Origin of the sequence: Paenibacillus sp. FSL M8-0212 (assembly GCF_038004645.1) — a bacterium.
GTDB lineage: Bacteria > Bacillota > Bacilli > Paenibacillales > Paenibacillaceae > Paenibacillus.
Window position 1 is genome coordinate 1,295,104 of record NZ_JBBORP010000001.1, and the last position, 23,218, is coordinate 1,318,321.

At 43.7% G+C, this 23,218-nt stretch carries 22 protein-coding genes and 1 pseudogene; 9 read left to right on the forward strand and 14 right to left on the reverse strand.

Annotated elements, in window-relative coordinates:
• Positions 1-133 precede the first annotated feature (133 nt).
• Both MKX68_RS05885 and MKX68_RS05890 read right to left on the reverse strand, forming a co-directional pair.
• Entirely contained in the window at positions 134-865 is a 732-nt protein-coding gene (locus MKX68_RS05885) for a nuclease-related domain-containing protein (RefSeq protein WP_253430802.1), read from the reverse strand.
• A 276-nt stretch (positions 866-1,141) separates the two neighbouring features.
• Complete coding sequence (locus tag MKX68_RS05890) at positions 1,142-2,035, reverse strand: NAD(P)-dependent oxidoreductase (protein WP_340909913.1); 894 nt, start codon at positions 2,033-2,035, stop codon at positions 1,142-1,144.
• Between the two features lie 204 nt (positions 2,036-2,239).
• On the opposite strand from MKX68_RS05890, the gene MKX68_RS05895 reads away from it, so the two are divergent.
• The 3 genes from MKX68_RS05895 to MKX68_RS05905 are packed head-to-tail and all read left to right on the forward strand — an operon-like array spanning position 2,240 to position 5,995.
• Positions 2,240-3,361 carry a GerAB/ArcD/ProY family transporter gene (locus tag MKX68_RS05895; protein WP_340909915.1) on the forward strand — a complete coding sequence of 374 codons (1,122 nt, stop codon included), beginning with the start codon at positions 2,240-2,242 and terminating at the stop codon, positions 3,359-3,361.
• Positions 3,333-4,835 (forward strand): spore germination protein, encoded by a 1,503-nt coding sequence (locus MKX68_RS05900; RefSeq protein WP_340909918.1) that lies wholly within the window; start codon positions 3,333-3,335, stop codon positions 4,833-4,835. Before MKX68_RS05895 ends, MKX68_RS05900 begins: the two co-directional genes overlap by 29 nt.
• On the forward strand, positions 4,832-5,995 hold the full coding sequence (locus MKX68_RS05905; protein WP_340909921.1) for a Ger(x)C family spore germination protein: 1,164 nt from the start codon (positions 4,832-4,834) through the stop codon (positions 5,993-5,995). The genes MKX68_RS05900 and MKX68_RS05905 overlap by 4 nt, the downstream gene beginning before the upstream one ends.
• A 134-nt stretch (positions 5,996-6,129) precedes the next feature.
• On the opposite strand, the gene MKX68_RS05910 is transcribed toward MKX68_RS05905, so the two are convergent.
• Together MKX68_RS05910 and MKX68_RS05915 are read right to left on the reverse strand one after the other, a co-directional pair.
• Positions 6,130-6,534, reverse strand: coding sequence for a hypothetical protein (locus tag MKX68_RS05910; protein WP_340909923.1), 405 nt, complete (start codon positions 6,532-6,534; stop codon positions 6,130-6,132).
• Positions 6,535-6,747: 213 nt separating this feature from the next.
• The gene (locus MKX68_RS05915; protein ID WP_152683003.1) at positions 6,748-7,053 is read right to left on the reverse strand and encodes a hypothetical protein; all 306 of its coding nucleotides are present in this window, start codon (positions 7,051-7,053) and stop codon (positions 6,748-6,750) included.
• Between the two features lie 682 nt (positions 7,054-7,735).
• Between MKX68_RS05915 and MKX68_RS05920 the strand changes: the two genes are divergently transcribed.
• On the forward strand, positions 7,736-8,269 hold the full coding sequence (locus MKX68_RS05920) for a hypothetical protein (protein ID WP_340909928.1): 534 nt from the start codon (positions 7,736-7,738) through the stop codon (positions 8,267-8,269).
• A gap of 151 nt (positions 8,270-8,420) precedes the next feature.
• Here MKX68_RS05920 and MKX68_RS05925 read toward each other — a convergent pair whose 3' ends face one another.
• The 3 genes from MKX68_RS05925 to MKX68_RS05935 form a co-directional block, all read right to left on the reverse strand.
• Complete coding sequence (locus MKX68_RS05925) at positions 8,421-8,699, reverse strand: hypothetical protein (RefSeq protein WP_340909930.1); 279 nt, start codon at positions 8,697-8,699, stop codon at positions 8,421-8,423.
• Between the two features lie 36 nt (positions 8,700-8,735).
• A complete protein-coding gene (locus MKX68_RS05930; RefSeq protein WP_340909933.1) occupies positions 8,736-9,017 on the reverse strand; it encodes a hypothetical protein in 282 nt (93 codons plus the stop codon).
• 233 nt (positions 9,018-9,250) lie between these two features.
• Entirely contained in the window at positions 9,251-10,549 is a 1,299-nt protein-coding gene (locus tag MKX68_RS05935; RefSeq protein WP_340909936.1) for a galactokinase, read from the reverse strand.
• Between the two features lie 276 nt (positions 10,550-10,825).
• Here MKX68_RS05935 and MKX68_RS05940 point away from each other — a divergent pair, with 276 nt between their 5' ends.
• The 3 genes and pseudogenes from MKX68_RS05940 to MKX68_RS05950 all read left to right on the forward strand — a co-directional run bounded on the left by MKX68_RS05940 (position 10,826) and on the right by MKX68_RS05950 (position 13,831).
• Positions 10,826-12,082 (forward strand): MFS transporter, encoded by a 1,257-nt coding sequence (locus tag MKX68_RS05940; protein WP_340909938.1) that lies wholly within the window; start codon positions 10,826-10,828, stop codon positions 12,080-12,082.
• Between the two features lie 59 nt (positions 12,083-12,141).
• Positions 12,142-13,068: pseudogene (locus MKX68_RS05945) on the forward strand (DUF2268 domain-containing protein).
• Complete coding sequence (locus tag MKX68_RS05950; RefSeq protein ID WP_340909941.1) at positions 13,043-13,831, forward strand: MerR family transcriptional regulator; 789 nt, start codon at positions 13,043-13,045, stop codon at positions 13,829-13,831. Before MKX68_RS05945 ends, MKX68_RS05950 begins: the two are co-directional and overlap by 26 nt.
• Positions 13,832-13,957: 126 nt before the next feature.
• On the opposite strand, the gene MKX68_RS05955 is transcribed toward MKX68_RS05950, so the two are convergent.
• From MKX68_RS05955 to MKX68_RS05965, 3 genes are all read right to left on the reverse strand, one after another.
• On the reverse strand, positions 13,958-14,557 hold the full coding sequence (locus MKX68_RS05955) for a hypothetical protein (protein ID WP_307539568.1): 600 nt from the start codon (positions 14,555-14,557) through the stop codon (positions 13,958-13,960).
• Positions 14,558-14,937: 380 nt separating this feature from the next.
• Entirely contained in the window at positions 14,938-17,382 is a 2,445-nt protein-coding gene (locus MKX68_RS05960) for a DEAD/DEAH box helicase family protein (RefSeq protein ID WP_340909945.1), read from the reverse strand.
• A complete protein-coding gene (locus MKX68_RS05965) occupies positions 17,366-17,692 on the reverse strand; it encodes a nucleoside triphosphate pyrophosphohydrolase (RefSeq protein ID WP_175383506.1) in 327 nt (108 codons plus the stop codon). Before MKX68_RS05965 ends, MKX68_RS05960 begins: the two co-directional genes overlap by 17 nt.
• Before the next feature lie 781 nt (positions 17,693-18,473).
• On the opposite strand from MKX68_RS05965, the gene MKX68_RS05970 reads away from it, so the two are divergent.
• Positions 18,474-19,529 carry a matrixin family metalloprotease gene (locus MKX68_RS05970; protein ID WP_340909950.1) on the forward strand — a complete coding sequence of 352 codons (1,056 nt, stop codon included), beginning with the start codon at positions 18,474-18,476 and terminating at the stop codon, positions 19,527-19,529.
• A 24-nt stretch (positions 19,530-19,553) separates the two neighbouring features.
• Here the strand turns inward: MKX68_RS05970 and MKX68_RS05975 are convergent, their stop codons facing one another.
• The 4 genes from MKX68_RS05975 to MKX68_RS05990 all read right to left on the reverse strand — a co-directional run bounded on the left by MKX68_RS05975 (position 19,554) and on the right by MKX68_RS05990 (position 22,731).
• On the reverse strand, positions 19,554-19,913 hold the full coding sequence (locus MKX68_RS05975) for a hypothetical protein (RefSeq protein ID WP_017690437.1): 360 nt from the start codon (positions 19,911-19,913) through the stop codon (positions 19,554-19,556).
• Positions 19,914-20,488: 575 nt separating this feature from the next.
• Entirely contained in the window at positions 20,489-20,992 is a 504-nt protein-coding gene (locus MKX68_RS05980) for a hypothetical protein (RefSeq protein ID WP_340915308.1), read from the reverse strand.
• 8 nt (positions 20,993-21,000) lie between these two features.
• Complete coding sequence (locus MKX68_RS05985; protein WP_340909952.1) at positions 21,001-22,035, reverse strand: WXG100 family type VII secretion target; 1,035 nt, start codon at positions 22,033-22,035, stop codon at positions 21,001-21,003.
• Between the two features lie 174 nt (positions 22,036-22,209).
• A complete protein-coding gene (locus MKX68_RS05990; RefSeq protein WP_340909955.1) occupies positions 22,210-22,731 on the reverse strand; it encodes a hypothetical protein in 522 nt (173 codons plus the stop codon).
• 171 nt (positions 22,732-22,902) lie between these two features.
• Here MKX68_RS05990 and MKX68_RS05995 point away from each other — a divergent pair, with 171 nt between their 5' ends.
• On the forward strand, positions 22,903-23,214 hold the full coding sequence (locus tag MKX68_RS05995; protein ID WP_445671107.1) for a helix-turn-helix domain-containing protein: 312 nt from the start codon (positions 22,903-22,905) through the stop codon (positions 23,212-23,214).
• The last annotated feature ends 4 nt before the right edge of the window (positions 23,215-23,218 follow it).

Sequence of the window (23,218 nt, forward strand, 5' to 3'; positions counted from 1 at the left end):
CTATCATAAGTTAAAAATCGGTTGTATACGACGATATACCTGTGTCTAAAGCCTTTTACTATGCGCGCATTAACTACCACCGCAACACAAAAACACTGCCGTCCATATGGACAACAGTGTTCGTGAAGCGTAATTATTTGATCCCTTTAGCCTTCTCCATATGCTCTGACCGAATCTGAGGATCGGTGGAATTGACCGAAGATAACAGAGCGTAGATCGCCTGGATATCCTTCTCTTGAAATACGGTTTCGGGAACCTCTGTCTCAAGTCGTTCTGTCTTGCGCTGAATCGTTTCCACCAATTCATGATCGTAGATGATCAGTTCGTCCGAATTCACATACCTCACAGCAGGATCAACACTGATGCGGCAACGGTTGGTAAAGGTCACCATGGAGACGAGGCGTACTCTTTTGTAGTCTCCGAGGTGTGCATGGATAGCTTCCACATGGGCACGATGCTGCATGAGTGGATTGTACATTTTGACCCGGCTGCTGCTGACCGACCAATTGGCCTCTCTTCTTCCACCGCGAATCTCACCTGTCGTCAGATTTCTGGTTTCGATCACAAAGATTGCCCGAGGGCCGATCACGACATGATCAATCTGCGAATAACCGGAGCGTGACTTCGGATTGGTAACGAGCAGGTCGTTCAGCACTTTATATTGACTTGGAAGACCTATCAGCTGATCTGCTGTACTAGGCTCCTCCGGCTGGCGTGTCCAATCCCCTTCTGCTTTTTTCTTGCGCTTACTTCGGACCATACGCGGGGGAATGGTTGTCGTCGCTGGTAACGCTGAAGCGGAGGCTGTAATCTGGTTCGCAAGCTCTGGTTGTGTCTTGAACAGAGACAGGATTTTCTTGAACATGGGCAAGCTCCGTTCTATTATAGTGTGGGTTACGGGTGACCATTACAGGAGGAATAACATCCTTTGACACATTCATTATGTAAACTTCTATTACTTATGTCGGATAAAGCGGGGTAAAAATAAAGGGTAAACGATCAAATCTCTCCAATACGCATAGCACATATGAACATTTAACCAATTCCGTGACTTTAGACGCATAAACAAACCGCAAAATTGAAAAAAACAGCGCAACCCTTTCCTGAATAGAAAAAGAATACGCTGCTGTTCTCTTGGATGTTAAGCCTGAAGATAATAGGTGTAGAGCACCTGAGTACCCTTCTCTTCCAGACCGTTATTCGCTATTTCCTGATACAGAGATTCGGCCAGAGCCAGCCCAGGCGTTTTCATGCCCATCGCTTTGGCAGACTCCAGTGCAATTCCCATGTCTTTGATAAAATGTTTCACATAGAATCCAGGCTCATAATCGCCTGCGATCATGCGCGGACCGAGATTGCTGAGCGACCAGCTTCCGGCTGCACCGGTAGCAATACTCTTCAGCACGGTCTCCGCGTCCAGACCAGACGTCTTGGCATAGGCGAGTGCTTCGCATACGCCCATCATGCCGGAGGCAATAGCAATCTGGTTGCACATTTTGGTATGCTGCCCGGCTCCCGCCTTGCCTTGCAGCACAATGTTGGTGCCCATCTGCTCAAACAGCGGACGCACGGCTTCAAAGGCCTCCGAACTACCACCAACCATAATGGACAATTTCCCATCGCGCGCTCCGATATCACCGCCCGACACAGGTGCATCCAGTGCATGCAGCCCTTTGGCTTCCGCAGCTTCAAAGATTCGTGCAGCCAGTAACGGACTGGATGTTGTCATATCAATCAGATATGAACCCGGTTTGGCATTCGCTACGAGTCCATCCTCACCGAGATAAATCTCCTCCACATCCTTCGGATACCCTACCATTGTGATGATGACATCACACGCAGCAGCCAGTTTGCCTGGTGTGTCATGCCATACGGCACCTTCTTTCACCAATGCTTCCGCTTTGGCAGCAGTTCGCGTGTACACATGCAGCGGATATCCCGCTCTCTGGATGTGCCCAGCCATGCTTTTACCCATCACGCCTGTACCAATAAAGCCAACTTTTGTCTCTCCAGGTGCCTTCGTTGTATTTGTCATCGTAGGTTTCCTCCCTATTTTCCCTATTTCTCTATGCTTCGCTCAGTGCTTGTCTTCGACATTGCTATATCTGTATGTTAAAGCTTTCTGCGTAGTCCGTCCATATTGCTTGCAGCTTTCTGTGAAAAAATCTGAAAAAGGAATCAACTTCCTATATGCTGTACAACCTAACGGAAACTTCCTTCATTGGAAAGGAGGATTCGCATGAGTCGTGAAAAAGGTCAAATTACCATCTGGTTGTCCTTTTCCATCATTTTATTAAGTGCCGGACTGGTCTGCCATGTCTTGTCCATTCCAGCAATTCTGGAAGCTGCGGGCAGAGACGGATGGTTGTCTGTCGTGGCGGCTGGCCCTTTTTTCATGTTGTTTCTATGTATGATGTATATCATCATTCGGCGAGTACGTGGACAGCGATTAACAGATTGGATTACGCGAGAATTCGGACCGATTCCTTCCTGGATCTTCCGAATCTCCGCTTCCATTCTGCTGTTCACGCTTGGTACACATACGCTGTATGAGACAACCAACTGGACGGTTTCCACTTATCTTCAATTCACACCTCCCTATGTTCTGGCAGGTGGCGGAGCACTGGTTGCTGCCTGGGCAGCGGCCAAGGGCATACGCTCCATTGCGATGACTTCCAGTTTGCTGCTGCCTTTTGTGATACTGCTCGGTTATTTTGTAATGTCCGCCAATATGAAATATAAAGACTACAGTCTATTGTTCCCGATTATGGAGAACGGCATGGGTCCCGTGTGGAGGGGCATGATCTACTCCTTAGCCGGTCTTATGGAAATCTGGATTCTTATGTTATTCCAACATGAAGTCAAAGGCAAAATTCGTTGGTGGTATGTTCTGATCCTAGGCGTGTTTATGCTCAGTATGGCGATAGGACCAACGATCGGAGCCATCGTGGAATTTGGTCCCGAAGAAGCAGCAAAACAACGAAACAGTCCCTATGAGCAATGGAAACTTGTGAATATAGGTAAACTGTTGCAACACGTTGATTTTTTGTCCATCTATCAGTGGCTCAGTGGTTCCTTTGCAAGGGTCGCCATATCCATGTATCTCATCGTGGATCTGCTGAATTTCCGCAGACCGAAGAAACGATATATCGCGATTCTCACCATTACCGTCATCATGAGCTTCATGGCGATGCAATGGTGGCGCATTGATTACGTGGATTATTATGTGGATCATATTCAGTTCCCCGTCATGCTCGCTTATGTCTCAATCGTTACCGTGATATTAACCATTGCTGCATTAATCCATAAAAAGGACAAGGAGGCTCCCGATCATGCCGATCTCAACCCAGCCCAAGAATAATCCTGACGTTGAACCGTTCCGAATGAACGAGCATAACCTGAATACCTTTTTTGCCGGATCTGATGATGTCATCATCAATAGTCATATGATCGGAGAACCTCCGATGCAACTTCTTATGACCTATTGCAGCGGTATGGTAGATAGTGAAGCGATCTACGATATTATTCTCCCGGAACTCAAACGAACATATGAAAATACACACTTTATCCGTACATCCGACATTGAAAAGTGCATCAGCCTGGATTGGACCCGAATGGATCTGCAAGATCCGGCATTTGGAACTGAACTGATGTCTCTCCGTGTTTTTGAAGGCCATATGTTGATCTGTATTCCTTCCCTGCAAACCATGTGGAGTATTGATATATCTAACATGCCTACTCGAACACCGGAGGAATCAACCACCGAAGTTTCGATCCGTGGGGCAAGAGATGGGTTCATTGAACCCCTTGCCGTCAATGTTGCCTTGATACGCACCCGTCTGCGTACGAACCAACTGGCCTGCAATATCGAACTGATCGGTACACGTTCTGCAACCAAGGTGGCATTGATGTATATCAAAAATATCGCCAATCCGGAGCTGATCGAAGACGTTCAGGATCGGTTGCGTAAGATTGAGACCGAACGCATCTTGACCGCCAATGAACTGGAAGAATTGCTGTCGCCTTCGAAGATTACTTTATTTCCCGTTACCCATTATACGGGCAGGCCTGACTTTGCTGCAGAATGTCTCCTTAACGGACGTTTTATCCTCATTGTAGACGGCAATCCAAGCGCCATTATTGGGCCAGTCAATCTGTTTCTTTTGCTTAAATCACCGGAGGATGCCAGCTTTCCCTTCTTGCCTGTGAACGTAGGACGGATGCTGCGCTTTCTTGGCCTGATGATCACCGTGTTCCTGCCTGGCTTTTATATTGCGCTGACATCCTTTCATATGGATCAGATCCCCTTTCCTCTAGTCGCAACGATATCAGTTGGACGCATGGGACTTCCAATGGAATCGGGAGTGGAGATGTTTCTCATTATGCTGCTAATGGAGCTGTTCCGAGAGGCGGGGGTACGTTTACCAAGTGCCATCGGCCAGACATTAACGGTCGTTGGCGGTTTGATCATCGGGGATTCCGCCATTCGAGCCGGCATGGTCTCTCCCCTCATGATTGTCATCATTGCAGTTACCGTCGTAGCTGGTGCAACCATTGTGAATCAGGTCATGACCAGTTCTGTGCTGATCCTGCGGTTCCTTTGTTTTGTCCTGGGGGCATCCCTCGGCATCTATGGGTTCATCCTGTCGTTGATTCTGTTCCTCATCTACCTGACCGATCTCAAATCATTTGGCATTCCGTATCTCACGCCGTTAACACCGCTTCATTTCAAACAAGCGATAGCTTCATTATTCAAACTGCCAAAGGGGTTAGGTAAACGAAGACCCGTCTATCTTGAGACTCAAGAACCGCGTAAGAAAGGAAACGGACGATGAAACACTTGTTACAGCGATGTTTGCTGGGTCTGTTAAGCCTATTGATGTGCGTGATGACGAGTGGATGCTGGAGTGCCTTTGAAATCCAACAGGTGGACTACGCCAAAGCATTTGGGATTGATTATAAGGACGGCATGTATCACCTGTATGTTCAAACACTGGATTTTGCCAGTGTCGCCAAAAGTGAAAGTTCAACTAAAAGTGCAGATACACCGCCTGTATGGGTCGGACATGCCGAAGGGAAAACGATGAGTCTGGCGCTGAACGAACTGTTCCGTACGGCTCAATTACACATGGCTTGGGGGCATGTGACAGCCATCGTTATGGCCGAAGGTGTGCTCACCAGCAAACACATCAAAGAAGTGTTCGACATGCTGGGACGATTTCCAGAATCCCGTTATACAACCTGGGTGTATGGAACACGAGAGCCTCTGGAGAAAATCCTGAGTGCAACGTCCATCTATAATATGTCGCCACTGGACAGCATTCTTCACAATCCGCTCCCCACATACATGGAAGAATCGTTGTACCCGCCTGTGCTCAGCTTTAAACTCATTGCAACACATAATGATCCCGCTACCACGACGTATCTGCCGAGTCTTGCATTGAACGATACCCAGTGGGCTGAGAATGAGAAGAAACATGATTTGTTTCTGGTGGAAGGGGCCTTTTTCGAGAAGACTGGCTATGACTTTGAATACTTTCCACGCAGTCAGCTTCCCGGTTATCACTGGCTGATCAAGGACATGCGACGGGCCCCCTTACTAGTCCAGAAAGATGGAACGATCTACGGGGCGCTCAGTGTAGGGTTGCCAAAGATCAAAATTAAACCTGTCATTCAGGGTGAAGACGTTACGTTCAACATTGATGCCCACTACCTAACTGCCCTGTACGAATACCTGGTGCCCACTTCTTATGAAGAGATGATCCAGATTAGTGAAGTGAAGTTACGGGAGCAGATCATGCAGACCTATCGTCACGGCCTTGAGCGTGGTGTAGATATTTACGGTCTTCAGGAGAAGCTGTATCGCAAAAATCCAAAGCTCTGGCGTAAGTTATCCAACAATGGCAGCAAGATGATGCTTACCGAAGACTCGATTCAAGATCTGAAAATCCACCTCACCATCCCGTATACAGGGAAATATAAGAGGAAAGTGTAGGAAACGCGTAAAACACCCCTTGTCCGTCTGAAACCGGATAAGGGGTGTTTGTGTAGATGGATGTAGTTCGTTTGCAGTTCGGGTCATGCGGATCTATGACTGCGAAGTCTCCATTCCTTTAGCCAGCCTGCTTCCTAATCCTCACTATCGAGAGATGAGTAGATGACGTGACCTTCGTCGTTCAGTCCTTTTATGTCCCATATCATCTCGTGAATCGGCTGCTGGATTACCGCATACCACAACCTGCCGCTGGATTGATTGGAAGACGATTTCACGATTTCTGCTTCCAACCGTGAAGATGCCAGATTTGGTTCGTAGCGAATATGCACCTGGGTAATGTCAGCATCGTGGAGATACCCGTATATAATATAGATCATTTTGCCTTTAGACTCCTCGTATCCTGATATATGAGAAGAAAGCGGCTCGACCGGATTATCTTGCAAACCACCGCCTATTCTGGCCAGTTGGGGGAACCACATCTTTTGCTGGATCAGAGCAGGAGTCAGGTTATTCGTAGTGAGATCTTGATATAAAACCAATTGTATTCGCGGTTCAATAGTTGTAACTAGCTTTACCTGTTCTGGGGGAATACCTTTTTCGCTTAAGATTATGTCGATGTCTTGCGGACCACAAGAGCGTATCAAAAACAGAGTGACCAATACAAAGAACAACACGTACGCTACGCGTTTACGGTTGCTTGTCTTGGGCATAGATTAACCTCTCCTTAAAATTGAATCTCTATAAACAATTAATTATCGTAGAAATGGTATGGCAGATAGTGCTGCCCCGAAGTAATTTACCAGCATCCATGCAGCGATCCATAACAATGGTAACTGCATGATCCAGTAAGGAAAGATGTATCTTTTCTCATGGTAAGAAACCCATCCCGAAACCAAGGCCGCAATAACACAGAGTGGGTATGACATCAGTATATTGCCTTCCAAACGACTTGCCACCTGATACTCAGATGGAGTGGGTGCAGCGAGCGACATTCCCATGGCAAATGCGATCAACGGCCAGATCAGTAATGTCAGACCATATATTAAGGTGAAAATCATAATGTACAAAAAACTTCTTTCTTTACTTCTCGTTATATCTTTGCTTAACAAGCGTACTCTCTCCCATGCGTTCATTTTGTTTAAAAAGACGGCCAACAGGCGCTTACTCTCAACTAACTTTCACTTCTTATAATAATGCATTACCCGCAACCGAGTAGTTAGGATTAAAGTCTGAGGAATGAGCACGAAGACAATATACATCAGTACAATTAACCACAAATGTGCGGCAAGATTTTCTGCACCAAATGATGGTTTTGGACGTTCAATCCAATACCACCAACACGGGATGGCAATAAACCATGTCAATCCCGTCGAGACGAACAAGTCTTTCACATCGCTCCATAGAAAGCAGAACACCGCGACGAACAAAATAGGACCTATCCAAGAATCCAATATCGGTCCCCAGCTCTGAAAGACAAAGATAATGGCAGGATACAAAAGATTGATGGTCCAGCGCCATATGTTATTAGTATAAAGATTCATAAAGCTTCTCACCTCATTACATAACGTTGCAATTGTAACTTCACTTATTGGGGTCATTTGCTACATTACTATCACTTTGATTATCCGTAGCCAAAAGTATGTACGCTCCATTTTTATTGGAAAGAAATGAAAAGATGAAGCATGATTTTGGATATTATAGCTCATACTACCTTCAGGAAATAATCGAAGGAGTGACAGCATGAGGTTAAAAAGGTTCATCGCCGTTGGAGCTGTGTTAACTTGCTCAACTCTGTTATGGGGCTGTGGCAATGGTACTACGAATAATGCTTCCAAACAACAGATTGACACCGTTCGGTCGGAGAGTTGGAGCGATCCCAAACGACTGGAAGCTTCTCATCTTGAGGCACTTGAGCGCATGGAGAAGGATCACATCCACCGAATGGTTTCGCTTAGCGCAAGTACAGATGGAGACAAAGTGATGACCACACTTGAACGTTCGAGCCAAAAGTTGGAGGAAATGAGACCACTCGCCGAAATGCTCCAACATGAAGGACATCCGGCATTATTACAGCGAATTCAAGACATGTCCGGTGATATCCAAGGTTCCAAATCCGTCATTGCTGAGATGAAAAAATTGCCTCAGGACGGTAAAATTAAGATCCAGTCCGAGAATTCTGATTCCTTGCATCACATCAGCAGCTTCCGCGATTACCACCAATACATCCAGGGTAAAGTACAATATTTGAACAGCAGTAATCCCAATTCACGCTAAATAGTATTGGTTCTGTTTACCCAAGTGACTCATCCTTGTAAAAAAAGCATGGCCCTTTTGTGAGATTAGTTACACTTCTTTACATGCCAAAGGTTAGACAGTGACGAGTAATCCCGACCAACTCCCCTCACTGTCTAACCTCTCTTCTCTGCTACTCACTCGCACCCAGATACGTCAGTAACGCCACCAGCGTCGTCACAATAAAGATGTGAATCCATACGTTGGCTGCTTCATATGACATGTTGAAAAAACCCAAATAGCTAAAAGAATCGCTTCCGTAACTGCCCATTTGGAATATGAGTAGCATACACAGCAGAATACTGAACACGACTACGGTCAGCGCTCCGGCTTTTAGCCTTCTATCCTCATCCATCCGAAGAATCAACAAAGTACCAAATACGATCGCAATCAAAAACACAATAAATAACATATATAATAGATCTCTCCTTATCTCTCTAGTTGTCTGCTACTCTACCCATAGAGATACCCAGATGAACATCGTAAATAACAAGACCGGCACAAGAGCACCTGTGGTTAAGATGATCCAAAGTGTCGCGGGCTTTATTCTTTGGCAGTATGCATCAACTTTGCTCATCCGATCTTTGCGCCACTTGGCGAACCTGAGCTGTCTGATCATCCGACTCAGAACTATTTGCCGCTGTTCGCCCTCTTCCACATCTTCAATTGCACGCTGCAACTCCTCATATAATTGAGCCTCTTCCTGACCAGCCACTGTAGATGTCATCATCTGATCCTTCCTCCCATGAGAACATTATTGAGATACAGCCTCTCACCTAATCGAACCATTACAAATACCCTTGTATTCTAGTCACTATCTACCTCACTAAGCTACCACACTACTTAAATAACACATTACGCACATTCAAAGTTTGAATTTTTTTCAAAAAATGAACAATCCAAAAAGCCCGAGCATAGCCCGGACTTCGTTGAATCATATTAGAACTATTAATCTGACTGCGTTTAGCTCGCGTTAGCGATCAATGCATTCAAGCATACCGCACCCTGTGCGCGCACATTAACAACAATGATTGGCGTTTCCAGCATGTCGTGCATCCATGACATATACTCTTCTACTTTTTCGTTTGGAAGGATCGTCAGAATAACCCCTGCGAATCCACCACCATGAATCCGACAAGCGCCATCACCCAGGTTTTGCAGATAATTCTCGGTCAATGCCAGCGCGATGCCAATCTCCTGTTCCTTCACAGCACCACTCTGATATACATTCTGCAGCCACTTCCATGACGAATTACCGGACGCCGTAATCAGTTTCAGGAAATCAGCAAACCGTCCATCACGCAACGCCTGAACCTCACCATCGACACGATTATTTTCCTCCAGGAAATGAAGCGCACGCAGCACGGCACGATCTCCAGCCGCTTCACGAACCTTCTTGAGGTTGGCGTAGATTGCGTCTGCCGTAATTTCCCGAACATACTCACTGCCCAGCGCCTGAGCAACCGCTCTCATCTCATTGGGCACAGCCGCGTAATCTTCAGTCAGATCGGCGTGGTTGCCACCAGTGTTCACAATGACCAATGAGTAACCGTTCTGTTGGAAATCCCAGTGAACTGGCTCGATAACCGGCTGTGCAGGATTCTCAAAATCAATGGCAATAAGTCCGCCGTACGCACAAGCCATCTGATCCAGCAGACCGGAAGGTTTGTTCCAATAATGGTTCTCCGCATACTGACCAATTTTGGCCAAAGTGACAACATCCATTGCTCCATCATTATAGAAATGATTCAAAATCGTACAGATCAGCATCTCAAATGACGCTGAGGAACTCACCCCGGATGCCGAGAACACATTACTGGAGAGATACGCCTGGAAGCCGCCTACCTTATATCCGAATTCTCCAAATCCCGCAGCCATACCGCGAATCAATGCTGTTGTGCCATCGTCTTCTGTATTTGGCGTGAGGTCCGTGAGATCGATTACATATTTCTTGTCATAACCTTCTGAGTAAAACGTAATAACTGACTCCGCAGTTGGTGCTGCCACTGCAATCGTATCCAGCGTAATGCTGCCCGCCAGCACTTTACCATGGTTATGATCCGTGTGATTACCGCCAATCTCGCTGCGTCCTGACGCGCTGAACAACTTGCTTCCTTCTTGTGCGCCAAAGTACTCTTCGAATGTTGCGTTCAGCTTCGTGTAACGTGCGGTCTGTTCCTCTAATTGTGATTGTCCATACATTTGGGCAAGCAACGCTTGGCCCTCCGTGGATTGGATCAGATTCAATGGTTGTGTCGTCATTAATAATCCTCCTATGGATATGCAGCTTTTATTTTTAGACTATTGGTGAACATGGTTGTCGCGTCTGTTTCATGCCTTATTCCTCTCCCATTATCTCAGCTTCGTAGCGGAAAAGGTAGGGTAGAATTGAAAGTTTGTAAGCGTTTTGTGAAGTTATTTGTTGTAAAAATAGGATTGAAAACCATTTTAGAATAACTTAAATTTGGTTTAAGTGAAAACACATTATTTTCCAACCTCAAAGTTGCTATGCTTAACATCTTATTGATGGAGGGAACGATGAAAATCAAGTCGAACTATACCAAGTTATTTGGTGCATTTTCTCTTACATTTTTGGGTGATGGACTTACACTTGCTGCGGTTCCTTGGCTCATATCAACACTTACGAGCGATACGCTGTATGCCTCTGTCACCATGACGGCACTTCGTTTACCCTGGCTACTATTCAGTCTGCCTGTAGGTGTCCTCATCGACCGTTACTCACGCAAACATATGCTGATTGGGGCAGGCTTTACGCGAATGATCCTACTGCTTGTCCTGACGTTATGTATCTGGGGAGGATGGGTGAGCATTCCGATTCTGGCACTGTTCATGTTTGGGATTGGCCTGAGCCGAGTTGTATTCGACAGTACAGTGCAGACGGTGATCCCACAACTGGTAGATGAGAGTAAGTTGGAGAAAGCAAATGGGCAGTTCACCGCCGGACAGTTAATCACAAGTGATATTCTGGGCGTTGCTCTGGGAGGGTTCATCATCACCCTGCATATTGTTTTCCCTTTTGCCATAGACGCTGTAACGGCTGTTATTGCTCTGCTCTTTTTAATTAGTTTGAAGGGAAACTTCTATCCAGGGGATACGGAAACAACCAAGAAGGAAGTTCGCCCGATGAAAAATTGGAAACGAGAGATGTGGTCCGGTATTCAATATGTCTATCGTGATCGTTTTCTCCGCGGACTAGCCATTCTATCTGTTACCATTACGCTGATGTATTCGATCATCCTGGCTACTCAGATCTTTTTTGTACGAGATGTGCTTCAGTTGGATGCTTTTGCATTTGGTATTCTCATCTCCATTGCAACAATCGGCAGCATTGTAGGGAGTCAGGCTGTTGCATATATGCACAAGAAATGGAATACAAAACAATTGATTATTTCCTCCATTCTGTGCATGGGAATCATCTACGGTGTGGTGGGTCTAACTACAAATGCGTATATGGTAGGCGGACTGTACTTCTGTGCTGCATTTTTCATTATTGTCTATAATGTTACCCGTTCCTCCATCCTGCAACGTTCCGTTCCTAATGAGATGCTCGGCAGGGTTGGAAGTGTGTTTCGCTTTCTATCCTTTGGGATTAGTGCTATTGGTACGCTTCTCGGCGGATTATTGGTGCGGGTTAGTGAAACGACTTTTGACCGCGTATTCTCGCTGCAACTCCCTTATCTCTTGTTAAGCCTGATCTATATCCTGTCTGGTCTGATATTCGCAATGAAGATGAAGAATCACTCAGAGAGCCAGCAGCGTAACATCAACGCTTGACTGTAACGTTAGGTCATACTTGATAATGATCTCAAGCTTACATGAAGGAGAAATTAAGGATGAAAATTACCGCGTTACGTTCAGATCAAATCTATGAGGAGATCATCCAGGCTGCACCCGATGAGAAATTGGAGTTATACCGCGAGCGAATGATGAGTCCATTCATGAACAAATGGAACATACAACAGATCCCGTTTCGCTCTCAAGAGCCTCACGGCTTCGATGTGATTATGATGAATAACTTTATGAATATCGCTCCAGCAGATATTACACCTGAGATTAACAAATCGTTAGCAGCGATTTCGTCCGAAGCATTTTGGCAACAGTTTCATGAAGCTGTTTGTACGAGTCTATCCACCTTTACAGATCACGGGATTAAGCTATCGGTCTCCGAGTATCTATATACGATTTTATTAGGCGATAAAAATAGCCCCTCACTCATGATGAACGAAGGCATCAGCGGAGATGGTGGAATCCCCGGTTATATTATTGCGAACCTGATCCCGAGTAGATATACTCTACCTCGTATGCAATCCGTGTTAGCCCATGAATGCAATCATAACGTGAGGTATCAATATATTCAGTGGAATCCACAGATTACGCTTGGGGAAATGGTTGTTAGTGAGGGGTTGGCTGAGAGCTTTGCGACATCCCTATATGGAGAAGAATTTTTAGGCCCCTGGGTAGCCAAAACGGATATGGAGACATTGAATACCGTAATCAAACCAAAGATGAAAGACTAGCTGCATGTCACCGGTTTTGACCAGATTAATCCGTATCTATACGGCGATGAACTTGCCATCATGCAAAACTTCACGCCCGTAGGTATGCCCTACGCGGCTGGCTATGCCTGTGGTTATCACTTAATCCAATATTATCTGAACAAAACAGGTACATCGATTACCGAAGCGACCATCACTCCGGCAAGTGTCATCCTTGCGGAAACAAAGGAATTTTGGAATGAAGACACCTTATTTCACCGTTAAAGATATCATTCAGATTACAGGCATCACCAAACGCGCATTACATTATTACGATAAAACGGATCTCTTAAAACCGAGCAAAGTCGAGGACAATGGCTATCGGTATTACGATCAAGAGGCACTGGGGAATCTGCAGATGATTCTTTTGTTCAAAGAAATGAATTTCCCATTGAAAGACATTGCAGCCATGATGCAACTCTCCAAAGAAGAACAGAAAGATATCCTAAGAGAGCATCGCAGTACACTCGTTCAACGCAAACAAAAACTCGAAACCATCATCGACCAATTGGACGAGTATGTGGATGGAACGGATATCTCTCATCTTCATCTGTTTGACGACTCTTCCATCCTTTCCATCCAAGAACAATATGAATCTGAGGCGAAGTTTGTATATGGAGATACCAAGAAATATCAGGAATTTGAAGCCAATGTGAACCAACTTTCTGCGGAAGAACAAGAAAAAGCCTACCAGCAGTTCTCGGTCAGCATGGAGCAGGTATTTCGGGAATTGGCGAAACATCAGGATCTGAGTCCTGCTTCTGGTGAGGTTCAAGCGTTAGTGCGTAAATGGAAGAGTTGCCTGGAACAGTTTATGGTCTGTGATGATGAGATTCTGAGGTGTATCGCGGAGACCTATACGACGGATCGCCGCTATGCGGGTTATTTTGATCAGTTTGGTGATGAGGATTTTTTGAGGTTTTTGTATCAAGCGATTATGGTCAATGTGGAGGTTGGGGTCATATCAGCTGTGAAAGATGTTAGGTGACCTCCGAAAGAACGCACTGAAAAAATACGGCACAATGGTAATATCAATTAAACGCCTAATAAACCCATGGCTAGAGCACCTTAGCCATGGGTTTGATGATGGATATTTTAATTTCTAGAAATGTTTTTATCTGAACTCACCAGCTAGATCAACTCCGTCAAATGTAGCCTTTGGATAATAATAAACAAACATAGGTAGGCCTGTGAATGAATCAGACTTATTTAAGGTAAGGAAATCCACTTTGCCTGACGATGTCTGGCTCACTGTATTGTTATAGATCTTACCTATTGCTCCAGTTTCAAAATTTACAATACCCACACAATCAATTTTAACTTCTGCTCGGATGTTTCTTTTTATGCCAGCTGTGTCCCATGCGTCCATATAGAAATTCCAACTATTTTTACCGAATCCGTTATCGTATTCTACATAACCAGTTAAAGCTAATGTTTTATTGTTACCTGTGAAAAATTTCTTTGAGACCGAAAAGACTGATACGTCCCCTTTATTTTGAATATATGTTATATTATTGTTTAAAGCTGAGTTTTCTTTTAAATATTGTGTATCTTCGTCAGAAAATGGTTCGTTCACTTCATACTTATCTAGTATATTTTGTATTTTTAAGGCTGTATCTTCCTCACCTGTACTGGCGTGGGCTGAATTAGTAAAAAGAACGGAAATGGATATTGAAACCAAGAATAATGTCAATAACATACTGATCTTCTTCACTTTAAATACCTCCTAAAAATTATTATGAAAGGGGTTTCGACAATGCACATTGTGTGGAATAATATACTTATTCTCGTTGTTAGCCTTCTTATCTTAGCTGGACTAGTTTCTGGCACAATCTACTTTTTCATAAAAAATAGGTCTAAATAGTTCACCTCCTTATGACGATACCACTTCCATATATTATATATTATTCAATAAATTATAATAAAACCCTCTTTTAATATTAATAATATCTAATCTTTTTTAAGTTGATATATTTGTTGTTCGATCTCTCTGCAATTATTAGACAGTTCCCCTATTCGAATAATATAAGTGAACTACAAAAAGTTAATTTCAAGTAAAATTTCAGTTTGACTGACTGTATAAGAGCTTCTTCTCTACTTACCTGTCCCCCGCTCAAAATACGCATGCAAACGATACTGACAAATCTCCTTCGTCCAACGATACAGTAGCGCCTTTTCCTCCGTATCCTGCACTTTTACATTCAGCGAAAACATGCCATCCTCGAAACGGGTCATACTACCCTTCGCCCCGCTCCACATAGACATTGGCATGTCGATTATCAGTTTTTCAATCCGTGTTGCCGTCTTCTCATTCCATTCCCAGATCGCAAGTTTGCCTTTGTCCGAAAAGTCCTTCCGTTTCCGGTACTCCTTCTCCGTCAGGTACGTATGGAAAAACCTTGCCATCTCCCCCGGTGTGATCGGGCCTATCCAGCGCTCTTCGCCTCGCTCCAGCATGTACAGCAGCACGATCATTTTGTAGCTTTTGTTCATGAGTGTCTTCTCCACATCACGCAGCCACGCCTCATGCCGGATGTACACCTCTCCCTCAGCCGGGGACAGCAGCTCCGCCCAATAGAGAAATCCAACATAGGAGCCAAATTCGTTCCGGTACCCGATACTCTTCGAACGTCCCATCAGATGCAGCTCCAGATACGTCGGAATACGCCCCAACTCTCGTTTCACATCCAGAAAATCCTGATGTAACTTCTCGCGGCGCGGCAAACGTTTGCGGCTTAGCTCCTGAAGCAGATTCACCACTCGGGTCTCCAGATGAATCCCGCAGTTAGCCGGAACTTCCGGCACAGCCGAATCTCGGACTTTCGCGGTTCCCTCCAGCTCTCCGCGCACATCCAGCAAACTCAGCTTCACATCCGCATTGCGGTAATTCCCGATCAGGTCGATGATGACACAATGAGATTTGCCCTCAGCCAGCCGCAGACCGCGCCCTACCTGCTGGGTGAACACGGTGAGTGACTCCGTTGGACGCACAAAGAGAAGCGTGTCCACACGCGGTATATCCGTTCCTTCATTGAACAGATCCACCGTCAACACAACCTCCAGCTCACTTGCCTCAAGCTGTCGAATGGCTTCCTCTCGCGACATCTCCGATGTGCGCGAATGCAAACTGAGCACCTTTACCCCCTGACTGCGAAAATACGCAGCCAAATAGTCCGCCTGCCGGATCGAGGAGCAAAAGCCAATCGTTCTCGTCTGCTTGTGCCGGGCCCAGGCCGCATAGATCGTCTCTACATGCTCCTCTTGCAACTGAACAGCCATGAGCTGTTCTTCATCATACTTCGTCCCGATCCAGCGGATCTGCGAATAGTCCGTATCGTCGAATACTCCGTAATATTGAAATGGCGCCAGCCAACCTCTCCGGATCGCTTCAATAAAATGCATCTGGTACGCCACATTCCCATCACAGAGCGCATACACATCCTTACCATCCAGTCGATCCGGAGTCGCCGTGATGCCCAGCAAGAACTTCGGCTGAAAATGTTCAATCACCGACATGTACGTCTTCGCAGCCGCATGATGAAATTCGTCCACCACAATCAGATCAAAGGCATCCACCGCAAATCCATCCCGGTGCTTCTGCATACTCAGCGTAAAGATTGAAGCATACACACAATCCGCCGCCCCATCCTTGTACTGTCCGTTATAGATGCCATGACTGCGCTCGGGCATGATCCGCTGAAAAGATTTTTTCGCTTGGAACAAAATCTCTTCCCGATGCGCCACAAACAACACCCGCTTGAACCGCTGCGCGAAGAAGCCCGCCAGATACGTTTTGCCAAGCCCGGTCGCCATGACGACCATCGCCTTGTCGTACTGCTCCTCCATCGTGCCATGGAGTGCTTCAAGCGCATCCAACTGCGCCAAACGCGGCTGGATCGGGACAAGCGACAGCTCGGCGGCTTCTTCCTCTTTGTCCTCAGGTAGACCTGTGCCAAATTCCGCTTCTTCCATCTCCGTGATCCGCTGGATCATCTCCGGGTTCTTCTGGTGATACTTTCGGTACTCTTCCTCATACAGCTCAATTGAATCCGGGTTCACCGGCAGCGTTGTCTCATGGTAGAAACTCTGCATGAACTTGTCCAAAACCATCTGGAACGTATACGGCTCCGCTTCCGCATTCATCGCAAGATTCCATTCATACCCCGTCCTCAGCGCTGTGAACGAAAAGTTCGATGAACCGACGATCAGTAGTCCTTCTCCGTTGTCATGATCGAACAGATACGCTTTTGGGTGAAAAGAAGTACCCATACTTCGCCACAGACGTGTCTCAATTCGTGAATCAACCTCACAGAGCGCCCGCAAACCTTCCGGCTGTGTGATATACAGATAATCTCCTGCGAGCATCCGTACTTCTGCTCCACGCTCCGCCGCCCGCTTTAAGTGTGGAGCCAGCAGTCTCACCCCGGACTGCATAATAAAGGACGTCATAATATAAATCCCGGATGCATGCTGCATCCGGGCAATCAGTTCGTCTGCCAAGTTATCTGTAATGAGTTTAACGTTAAGCTTCGTCGACATCGATCAGATACACTCTCTCCTGGAATCCACCGCGTGCCTCAGCCTTGTCCGCCCGTAGCTTATCCAATTGCGCCGCATTTGCTCCATGCACCTCAGCCAGCGCCCGGATCACTTCGAGCATGTCGGCCAGTTCTTCTAGCGCTTCCTGATCGCTTCTTGCACTTAAGTACTCATTCGATTCTTCTTGCAGCTTTGTTCTTAGTTCTTGCTTATACTCCTCCGGGTCCAGAATGCGTGTGCGGCATTCCTTACCGCTGGATGTGATAATATGCGGAATCTTGTCCCGCACCAATTTGTTGTATGTAGGCATGTGGTATAACATCCTTTCTGCTGTGAGAGCCTTCAAGCCTCGCGCCAGAATCTCCCTTTTTGCCATTATACCATTTGCTAAGAAGAGGGATAGGTTGATTCTGTAAAGTGGTGGGTGGGAGCGATTGAAAGTAAAAAAAGTATATAGCTACTTGGTCATAGTCCATTAGCCCAACCCAGTTCCCGATATTTGTCAATACATTCTAGTGATTCCTTTATACCCTTTCAACTTTTGCAGGGCTAGACATTTCAAAAGTGAGATTTTCCGAATTAATAAACAAGTGGCCTATTGATTTTCAGATGCTTCTTGTTTTTGGCTTCTAGGAATTGAGTCAAGCTTGTATACTTCATTTGTGCAAGAATATAGGTGGTCAGATATATGTACCACTCGTTCCATTTGTTCAGTCCGATATGCCATCTCAAGCATTTGCACTAGATAATATAAATTAGTAATGTTTTGAATTTGTGATTAAATAACTAAAAAAACTTTTAATCCATTTTATTCTCCTCTTCATATGTCAATAAAATTTGATTCATCTAAAAAAACTTATAAAACCACAAATTAAAGAAGAAGTATATTGTCGATATTTGATTTATATTGTCTAAAAACATAATATAAAAGATCGTTTTTATTTTTATGGATAATTTAAGTTGAATTTCAAGTATAATCCAATTATAGTTGATTTACGAACAAAAAAGGAGGGTGGTTTTTCAGAAAGATGTAATATTCTAGAAAAAGAAATAAAAAAACAATTAATACAACTTTATAGGAGGAATTATTTTTGAAGAAAAAAATTTTATCAATATTACTTGTAACATCTCTTACTATGTCATTTGCTAGTTCAGTGTTTGCTGCAGATACACCAGTGTTAGGTTATAAATGGAGCAGTAAGAATATTACGTATCAGAATAATGGATCAAATACAGTCTTTAAACGTCTATGGACTACTGGAGCAAAAGAATGGAATGATTCCACAGTAGTTAACCTTTCGTCTGGAACCAATTCTAATTTTACAGCAGGAAATAAGACGGTTGCTAATGCTACATGGGATGGAATTATGGAACCTGTCTATAATGCTAACAAGACTTTTAAATCTGTTAAAGTTTGGGTGAATGATTTCTATACTTCACAGTTCGAGTACATCAGTACAGATAATGCAATTCAAAGTATTGCAACTCATGAATTAGGTCATGCTTTAGGTTTGGCACATGCACCAGAAAGAACATTATCCGTAATGGTTCCAGCAACTTTTTTATCAGATGGGACGTTTGCTCGTCTTCAATATTTCCCTGGAATTGGAGATGAAAACTCCGTAAACAGTATTTACAACAACAATAGTTTAACGTCAGAACAATCCATTTTGAACGAAAATGACTTTGTAGAAGGCAAAGAACTAGTTAATCTTGATGTATCGTGGAGCAAGTGGTATCTCAATCTAAAAGATCTTACAAGGGATGCTGATCTGGTTGTTAAGGCAAAAGTAACAGCCCAAAACGGTACAGTTGTAACGGGTGAGAATTTTTATGATTATAAGCAAAAGTCCGAAATAAACATCCAAAAAGTTCTAAAGGGTGATTCTGCTTTACTCAACCAAAAAGTCACACTCTATCAAATGGGTGGTGAAGATAAAAATGTTGTAGTCAAATATCATGGAACAACTCCTCTTGTTGAAAATGATAGTGTAATTCTCTATTTAAAGAAAATTGGCGACAATGAGTATATTCCAATCAATGAGGATGTGAGTATTTTTAAAGTGGGAACTAATGAGCAGCTTATAAATTTACAAAGTCTTAAGATCATCTCTGAATTGACACTTATAGAGGAATCTACACATTAAAATGATGGAATGAATACAGCGGTCTTAATTGGCCGCTGTATTCATTCCATCCATCTTTACTGCTCTATAGTAAGTCTCATTATCTTTTACTGCAATATAATCGTCTGTCTCTACATTTTTTACTTTAAATAATTTTGTCCCTTTTTTATACTTGTTGGAGAACAGATTCGGTAATTTATTACTTTCATTTGTAGAGTATTTTTTAATTGTTCCAATTTCGATTTCCACATCAGTTGTAGTAACAGTTTCAGTTGTCACCTTGTAAATCCCATTCTCCCAAGTTACGACATCAAATGCCCAACTTTGAAGTTCATTATGACCTGAGTTTGAGCATGCCACAAGTAACAACATTGAAGTCAGAATGAATACAAAAGTCCTTCTCATAAAAAAAAACCTCCCACTACAAAATGTTGTTATCTCATAATCCGGAAAATTCGAACAGCAAGAATTTAAAGCGCAAATATATACATAATATTACCAATAATGTTTTTTATTGTCCACACTAAGCTGTGTAATTCATCATGAAATTCTGTAAATTATCATTTATGTCAGAAGTATGGTCGTAGGTAAGTTAAAAAAACTTGGAAGAAGCGCCTGCGAAGCGGCGGTAGCCCGTAACCAGATGTCATATACTTTACCTAAATCCATCTAAAAAACGTTCTGTCTTTGATTACGATAAGCTCTACATGTAAAAAGTATTTGCTGAATTCATCAGAATACTTTGATTATGCTGAAATGCGATAGAATAAATAAAGATCTGCAACTTCAGGAACAAAATTATAGATTTCACGGCTTGGATACTTTCAACTGAAGGGATCGGTTGATTTTGTAAAGTGGTTGGATTGGATTGGATTGAGGAGATAAAAATAACCCATGACTACTCGGATTCGAGTTGAAATGGGCTTTCTGCCATTATTAATTTCAAATTGTTCTGCATCAAACTCTGGTTCAGAAGGATTCTAAGCCAACAGTTTCGAGACAATAACATTTGTATCCATCATTTCTTTCTCAATCTCGACCAAGCAAGTGTCATCATCCATAGCTGGTTCATGACCGATTCTAACCTTCTCAATTGCATACTTGTTCTTAATATCAAGAATATACTCTATTAACTTCTGAGCTTTTAACGTTGTCTCTGAATTTTCTCCGCTGAACAACTCCTCTTCAGGAAAATTCATAACGATATCTCCAGATTCCTCATCGAATGAAAATACAATCATCACGTCGTTATAGCTATGGCCTAAGTTAAGCTGAGATAATAATATATTCCCCGTTCCCTTAGGAGAAAGAATCTCTTCAAGGCTCTCTATTTGCTGAAATTCAATATCGTTTTCACTACGGTTATCATAAAAGTGAGAACTTTTGATCCGATCCACCTGAATGTTCAAATCATTCTTAATGAATCGATCTAGATTATTTTTGTTAAAATCAATCAAAATAATTTCTAAACTTTCCAAATTCACAACCTCCATCATTGATCGATAAATCCTTTGAATGAACCATCTTGGTTAAGCCTTGCTCCGCGACCATCAGGTAAATTCTTTTCGAGGAAAGTAATACCTCTATTATTTGTAATTTTCTTAAATTCACCTGGAGCATCAAGTATATCCTGTAAATGCTTTTGAGCTACTTGATTAATTTGTTCAGGCCCACCTCTAACTCTTCCCCATATATCTGGGTTTCGCCCTGCATGTTTCTGCAAAGCATGTCCTACAACGGTTTCTCCACCTTTTTTGGGAGCAGTAGCAGAGCTAATAACGGTATCTCTGTTAAATATCACAGGGTTTACACCATTCAAGTTATCTAGCTTAGACTTTGGAAACTTCAATCCTCCAGTCGGAACCTTATACCCCTTATTATACGTTCCTGTAAAAGCCAACACGAGCTTAGCAGTCTGTAAACCTCCTATAGAAACTGCTGCTTGCCATGCTGGTATGGATTCTCCAGTTATGGGATGACGACCTTCTTTAAACGCACTAATCTGTTCATCATATATATCCCCACCACCAGACTCCGGTTGCTTCGGTCCAGCTCTCATTTCTTCATAGGTACCACCCTGTTCCCAATACTTAACAAACTCTTTTTGCCCTGGCATCCCATCCTCTGCTTCACTGGCAGGCATGTTAACTCCAAACAAAGGATTATATACCATTCGTCGTTGCTCTTCTGTATTACCTATATTATGGTTCATCATTGTATGGGCAGCAATCTGTCCAGCAACGGCTCCCAAGCTCACCTGTTCCTGATCCGCTTGTTTGAATCTCTCGGCAATCGCGAACAGATCTTGGGATGACTTAACCATACTTTCCAGTGCTCGATCCAGTACAGAACGTGACTGCTGAAAATCATAGAAAAATCGTTCCTGCGTTGCTCCCGCCCACTGAGACTGGATGAATCCGATCCTAGCAGTCAGGTCATTACGTATACCTTCCAACTGCTGCCTGCCCTGCTCAATCTGTTTAGATACATGCAACAGTTGCTCTGGTGTTACTTTAATTGTACTCATATCATTCTCCGCCGTTAGAATTATGATTTTACAATGTTAGCAGAAGTTTGTTGCAAATACATCCACCTATTATCCTGATTTCCCCTTTCTTCAAATGAGTACCTTTCAGTACTTATAATCCTCCAGTCCCATTCCTGTGAAAGGAACCTCCAGATCATCATGGCATGCCTTATATCAGAAAAATTTTGATGAATTATCATTCATTCGAGGGGCTAACTCCTCCAAAATGTCTTCCGTTCGTTGAAGAAGCTTTTCGATGTTATCAAGGTCTAAATATTGATCCTCTTGGCGTTCCTCTAAAGATGACATATGTTGCATCGTGCCGATGAACAAAGCGATATCCAATCCCGGTTCAGTGTCCGTATGCACTAAAGGCAAGATTTCGTTCATGGTGAGTTCCTTGGGTGGATGAACTGAATGATACTTATGGATATAAAGCGCCTTAATCATGGAGGCTAGAGCCCAATCACATAGAATTAGGCAGGCTTTAAACTGATTGTGATTACACATGATGGCGGCAAGTTTGAGATGATACTTAGCATGTTGGTGATATTCCATGATTGTAGTATGTAGCTTGTGGTAAGCAGGAGTATGTTTGGACTTAGGTTGTATGGAGATATCATGGTCTTGCGAACGTGGAGTAAAATCTACTTGGTGATTACAATGTGCTTCGGTTATGGACCAATTTCTTGCCATTGTCATCCCTCCAAAGAGTTAATACCAGTATTATACAATGAAATGATACCTATAGTAATCAAATAAATTATTTGTATTCTTCGTTTGGTGTTTACCTTGAGGAAACTTGTCTACACTTTTGAACATAGAGAGGTGAATACCGTGAACGAGGACAGAGAAGTTTTGAAGCTGGTGGGAGCCAGAATCCGCGCACTACGCAAAGAAAGAGGGTATTCACAGGAATCCCTCGGAGAAAAAGGTGGATTTCATTTTTCATACATAGGGCAGATTGAACGTGGAGAAAAGAATGTTTCTCTGGTGAACTTGGCAAAGATTGCTGAGTCACTGGATGTTAATTTGATTCAATTATTTGCGTATGTGGAAGAAGAGTTTGAGGTAACTGAAAATGATGTACAAATTTATGAGGTCGTTCAACTACTTAGAAATTCCTCATCAGAAGACATCCGGGTAGCTAAAAATGTGATTAAAGGGCTATTAATGTAATAAA